Source organism: Candidatus Neomarinimicrobiota bacterium (genome assembly GCA_036476315.1).
Classification (GTDB): Bacteria; Fidelibacterota; Marinisomatia; order Marinisomatales; family S15-B10; genus JAZGBI01.
Genome location: JAZGBI010000056.1, coordinates 1 through 5,320 on the forward strand (window position 1 = coordinate 1; position 5,320 = coordinate 5,320).

Consider the following 5,320-nt stretch of genomic DNA (forward strand, 5'->3'; position numbering starts at 1 on the left):
TGACCATCTATCCCTACGATCCCAAAAAGTGGAATGAGACACTGGAACTGGTGGACACCACGTCCCCCTATGGCCTAACAGGTTGTGTTTTCGCTGGCGACCAAGAGATTATCGTGAAAGCGACACAAGCCCTCACCCATTCAGCAGGGAACTTCTACATCAACGATAAACCGACGGGAGCTGTCGTCGGACAGCAACCTTTTGGGGGAGGAAGGGCGTCAGGCACCAACGACAAAGCGGGGTCGGTGCTTAACCTGGTCCGATGGATTTCTCAACGGACCATTAAGGAAACGTATGATCCTCCAAGAGATTACCGGTACCCTTTTATGGATGAAAAATGACCGGAACGGAAGTGTCATGAAAAGAAGAAGAGTTCTCATAATGGGGGCTGCTGGGCGGGATTTCCACAATTTCAACACCGTCCTGAGGGACAATCCGGAATTCGAAGTGGTCGCGTTTACCGCCACACAGATTCCCCACATAAAGAATCGATTGTATCCTCCTGAACTTTCCGGTGGTCATTATCCTGACGGGATTCCCATCTTCGATGAAGAGGAGCTTCCGAGACTCATCTTGGACCTGCGAGTAGACGAAGTCATCTTCTCCTACAGTGATGTCTCTCACGAGTATGTCATGCACAAAGCATCGGAAGTCCTGAGAACGGCAGCCAATTTCACATTGCTGGGAAGCGAGAGGACCATGATTAAGTCCACCAAACCCGTTGTGGCCGTTGGTGCTGTGAGAACGGGATCGGGTAAGAGCCAGACGACCCGTAGGGTAGCCAAGTTACTTCGTGACCGTGAGAAGAGACCTGTGGTCATTCGTCACCCTATGCCCTATGGCGATCTCACAAGGCAGCGAGTGCAGCGATTTGCAACCCTTGATGATCTGAAAAGGCACGATTGTACCATTGAGGAGATGGAAGAATACGAACCCCACATTGCACGAGGAACCGTGGTGTATGCCGGTGTCGATTATGGGATCATCCTGAAAGAAGCTGAAAAGGAAGCCGACATTATTGTATGGGATGGTGGAAACAACGACACGCCTTTTTACAAACCTGATCTCTTTATCGTGGTGGTGGACCCTCACAGGCCTGGTCACGAGTCAACCTATTATCCAGGCGAAACGAATCTGAAGATGGCCGACGTGGTAGTCATTAATAAAATGAACACCGCGGATCCCAAGAACGTGGACATTCTAAGAACAAACATCGCAAAGGCAAATCCGGATTGCCTTGTCGTGGAAGCTGCGTCTCCCGTCTCGGTGGATGAACCTGATGCCATCCATGGAAGACGGGTCCTTGTGGTAGAAGACGGTCCCACGCTGACTCACGGTGGAATGGCCTTCGGCGCAGGCACGGTGGCAGCTGAAAAACATGGAGCACGGGAGATCGTCGATCCAAGACCATGGATCAAGGGCTCCATCGCGGAGACGTTCGAAAAATACCCCGAAATTGGCACTCTTCTGCCAGCCATGGGGTACGGAGACAAGCAGGTGGCCGATCTTGAGGAAACCATCAAATCAGTAGACTGCGACGTCGTAATTATTGCCACGCCCGTGGATCTCCGCCGCATCATTAGAATTGACAAACCATCGGTGAGGGTTTCATACGACTTGGAAGAAATTGGACATCCAAATCTGGAAGATGTTCTAACACCGTTTCTGTCATGAATCTGTCATCCCCGAAAACCGCTGTGGTGGCCCTGGGAGGAAACGCCATTTCTCCTATGGGCGAAACCGATTCTCTGCCCAATCAATTCCGCCATACACGAGAAAGTCTCGTAGCTGTAATTCACCTCATTAAGAGTGGATACGAATTGGCCATTACTCATGGCAATGCTCCTCAGGTAGGGAACGCTCTTTTAAGAACGGAACTGACAGCCGACACAGCTCCCCTGCTGCCACTGTATATCTGTGTTGCAGACATTCAGGGCGGTATGGGCTACATGATTGAACAGTGCCTTCAAAATGTTCTCAAGAGATCCGGCATACGGAAGGACGTGGTCACAATGATTACTCAAGTGCTGATTGATGAGAATGACCCCGAGGTCGTTAACCCTACAAAGTACGTGGGCCAGCGATATGATGAAGATGCTGCGAGACGGTTGGCGGATCGGTTTGGATGGCAGATTCGACGGACTTCCGCGGGAGACTGGCGAAGAGTTGTCCCCTCTCCCCTCCCAATCTCAATTATTGAATCAGGCTCCATTAAAGAGTTGACCAGAGCTGGAAAGATTGTCGTGGCAGCTGGTGGCGGAGGTATTCCCGTACACCCGAATGAGGACGGGAGCTTGGAGGGTTTCGATGCCGTGGTAGACAAGGATCTTGCATCCGCAATTCTGGCTCACGAAATTGGTGCCACCGAGTTCTTTATTCTCACAGACGTTGACGGAGTTGCCCTCAACTTCGGTCAACGGAACGAAGAATGGCTTTCGGAACTGACGGTGAATGAGTCTCGGCGATTTCTGGAAGAAGGCCATTTCCCTCCGGGCTCTATGGGGCCCAAGATAACTGCAGCGATAAACTTCCTGGAAAAGGGCGGAAATTCCGTGCTCATTACATCAATCAGGAAGATACGTGAAGCTCTGAAAGGTGAATCTGGAACCGTAATACGCGATTGATCCCTTGAAAGTACACGAATATCAGGCAAAAGCGCTGCTGAGAAGCTCCGGTGTCCCTGTCCCCGAAGGATTCCCTGCTCTTACCGTGGACGAAGCGGTTGAGGCGGCCAGGAGAATTGGCGGAAAAAGAATCGTCGTGAAAGCCCAAATCCATGCAGGAGGAAGGGGCAAAGGAGGTGGAATAAAACTCGCCGGTAATTTGGAAGAGGCAAAAGAATATGCCGGTGCCCTTCTCGGAATGAAGCTTGTCACCCACCAGACAGGACCGGAAGGGAAGCAGGTCAATCGCCTCCTTATTGAAGAAGGAATTGACATTGCCTCGGAGCTTTACGCAGGTATTGTCCTGGATCGCTCGGCCGAAAGGTACGTTTTCATGGTTTCAACGGAGGGAGGTGTGGAGATTGAGCAAGTGGCAGCGGAGATGCCGGAAAAGATAGTCAAAGAGTGGATTCATCCCTCATTTGGTCTTACCCCTTATCAGGCAAGGAATCTTGCCTTTTCTCTCGACCTTGAAGGAGAACAAGTGGGCCGCGCGACCAAGGTCTTTCTGGCCCTCTGGAGCGCGTTCGATGAGTACGATTGCTCCCTCGCAGAGATAAACCCGCTTGTGGTAACAGCTGACGGCAAGGTGGTTGCCCTTGATGCCAAACTCAACTTTGATGACAATGCCCTGTTCCGGCACAAAGAGCTCTCCGAACTGCGCGACCTATCTGAAGAGCTGCCCAGAGAGATTGAAGCATCAAGTCATGATCTCAACTACATAAAGCTTGACGGAAGCGTAGGATGCATGGTGAACGGAGCCGGTTTGGCTATGGCCACCATGGATATCATCAAGCTTTCAGGTGGAGAACCCGCGAATTTCCTCGATGTGGGAGGCGTTGCCAGTTCCGGTACCGTGGCCAAAGGAATTGAGATTATTCTGGACGATCCGGATGTCAGGTCGGTCCTCATTAACATTTTTGGAGGGATTGTCCGGTGTGACAGGGTTGCTGAGGGCGTTATTGATGCGCTTTCCACCGTGCCGGTCAAGGTTCCCATAGTGGTCCGGTTGGAAGGGACGAATGCGGAGAAGGCGGCGGAGCTTCTAAAGAGTTCGGCAGTGGATTTCATCGTTGCCACCAGTCTGAGGGAGGGAGCAGAACAAGCGGTAACAGCAGCTCAACAGGGATCTGGAGGTTCATTGTGAGTATTCTGGTGGACGAGAATACACGCCTCTTGGTTCAAGGCATTACCGGGCGGGAAGGGACGTTTCACACTGAGAAAATGATCAGCTACGGAACATGTGTGGTTGGAGGTGTCACTCCCGGTAAAGGTGGAAAAGAGTGTCTTGGCGTTCCTGTGTTTAACACAGTAACTCAGGCCGTTCGGGAGACGGAAGCAAATGCGTCGTGCATTTTTGTCCCTCCTCATTTCGCATCAGATGCCATCATGGAAGCGGCTGATGCAGGTATGGAACTCATTATATGTATTACTGAGGGAATCCCTGCCTCGGACATGGTGAGGGTTAAAGATTTTCTCTCTGAATCGAAAGCTGTATTGGTGGGTCCAAATTGTCCAGGTGTCATCTCTCCCAACAAGGCCAAGATAGGTATCATGCCGGGATTTATTCACACTCCAGGGACTGTTGGAGTCCTGTCTCGAAGCGGAACGCTCACGTACGAAGCGGTACATCAATTAACGGCGCTGGGAGTTGGACAGTCAACCTGTGTCGGTATCGGTGGTGATCCCGTCGTTGGGAGCACATTCGTGGATCTCCTCACGCGGTTTCTTGATGATGATGAAACAGAAAGCATAGTTCTCATCGGCGAGATTGGCGGTTCTGCTGAGGAAGAAGCCGCGGATTGGATTGTTACAAATGACTTTCGCAAACCGGTGGTTGCGTTTGTTGCCGGAAAAACGGCTCCGCCCGGGAGACGAATGGGTCACGCAGGAGCCATCATTGCTGGGGGGAAAGGTACTGCTCGAGAGAAAATGACAGCTCTGAAAAAGGCAGGCGTGTTCATTGCCGAAAGCCCTTCGGACATTGGCCTTACAGTAAAAATGGCCCTAGAGGCCTCCAGGAATCGGTGAAAGAAAGAAGCCTGGCCATTGTTAAGCCTGATGCGGTCCGGAAAGGTCTGGCAGGAAAAATCATCGATCGGATTTCATCGGCGGGTTTCACTATTGTGGCCATGGAGCAGGTCTACTTGACAAGAAATCAGGCGGAAGGTTTTTACGCCGTTCACAAAGACAAAGAGTTCTTCAAGGACCTTGTGGAATTCATGACATCGGGGCCTTGCATTCCTATGGTCGTGAAAAAGCGTAATGCGATCAGAGGATTGCGTGACCTGATGGGAGATACCGATCCTGCGAAAGCTAGGATGGGAACCATTCGCAACGAGTTTGGCTCGAGTATCCAGGAAAATGTAATCCATGGTTCAGACTCGAATGAGACAGCTTTAAAAGAAATTGCATTTTTCTTCTCCGCCATCGAAATTCCTAACCGGTGAATTATTCTTCAGCATACGTTTCGTGAGGGTGATAATTACGCGGACGATCCGAGACATTTTCTTACTATCGATTCTTCTTCTGGTTGGCTGTAGCAAGAAGGAGATTCATGAAGGCACTCTGGGAAACTACTATTCCATCGAAGCCCAGGCTCCTTTCGGTATGAAGAATCCAAGTTTCGCATGGTTCATCGCCAAGATTCCCGCCAG

7 protein-coding genes are annotated in these 5,320 nt (G+C 50.9%); all 7 read left to right on the plus strand.

Annotated elements, in window-relative coordinates; all coding sequences use genetic code 11:
- A partial coding sequence (locus V3U24_05390; GenBank protein MEE9166877.1) for an aldehyde dehydrogenase family protein occupies positions 1–341 on the plus strand: 341 nt, incomplete at its 5' end.
- 16 nt (positions 342–357) lie between these two features.
- Complete coding sequence (locus V3U24_05395; protein MEE9166878.1) at positions 358–1,674, plus strand: cyclic 2,3-diphosphoglycerate synthase; 1,317 nt, start codon at positions 358–360, stop codon at positions 1,672–1,674.
- Positions 1,671–2,624, plus strand: coding sequence for a carbamate kinase (locus tag V3U24_05400; protein MEE9166879.1), 954 nt, complete (start codon positions 1,671–1,673; stop codon positions 2,622–2,624). The genes V3U24_05395 and V3U24_05400 overlap by 4 nt, the downstream gene beginning before the upstream one ends.
- Before the next feature lie 4 nt (positions 2,625–2,628).
- Positions 2,629–3,810, plus strand: a complete 1,182-nt coding sequence (sucC, locus tag V3U24_05405; protein ID MEE9166880.1) for an ADP-forming succinate--CoA ligase subunit beta — start codon at positions 2,629–2,631, stop codon at positions 3,808–3,810.
- Positions 3,807–4,694, plus strand: a complete 888-nt coding sequence (gene sucD, locus V3U24_05410) for a succinate--CoA ligase subunit alpha (GenBank protein MEE9166881.1) — start codon at positions 3,807–3,809, stop codon at positions 4,692–4,694. Before sucC ends, sucD begins: the two co-directional genes overlap by 4 nt.
- A complete protein-coding gene (ndk, locus tag V3U24_05415; GenBank protein ID MEE9166882.1) occupies positions 4,691–5,113 on the plus strand; it encodes a nucleoside-diphosphate kinase in 423 nt (140 codons plus the stop codon). The genes sucD and ndk overlap by 4 nt, the downstream gene beginning before the upstream one ends.
- Positions 5,114–5,135: 22 nt before the next feature.
- Positions 5,136–5,320 (plus strand): hypothetical protein (locus V3U24_05420; protein ID MEE9166883.1); only part of this gene is annotated, 185 nt, incomplete at its 3' end.

What these genes read in the sequence shown, in the direction of transcription:
- V3U24_05395 (MEE9166878.1), top strand. Translation starts at nt 358, where the DNA reads ATGAAAAGAAGAAGAGTTCTCATAATGGGGGCTGCTGGGCGGGATTTC.
- V3U24_05400 (MEE9166879.1), top strand. Translation starts at nt 1,671, where the DNA reads ATGAATCTGTCATCCCCGAAAACCGCTGTGGTGGCCCTGGGAGGAAAC.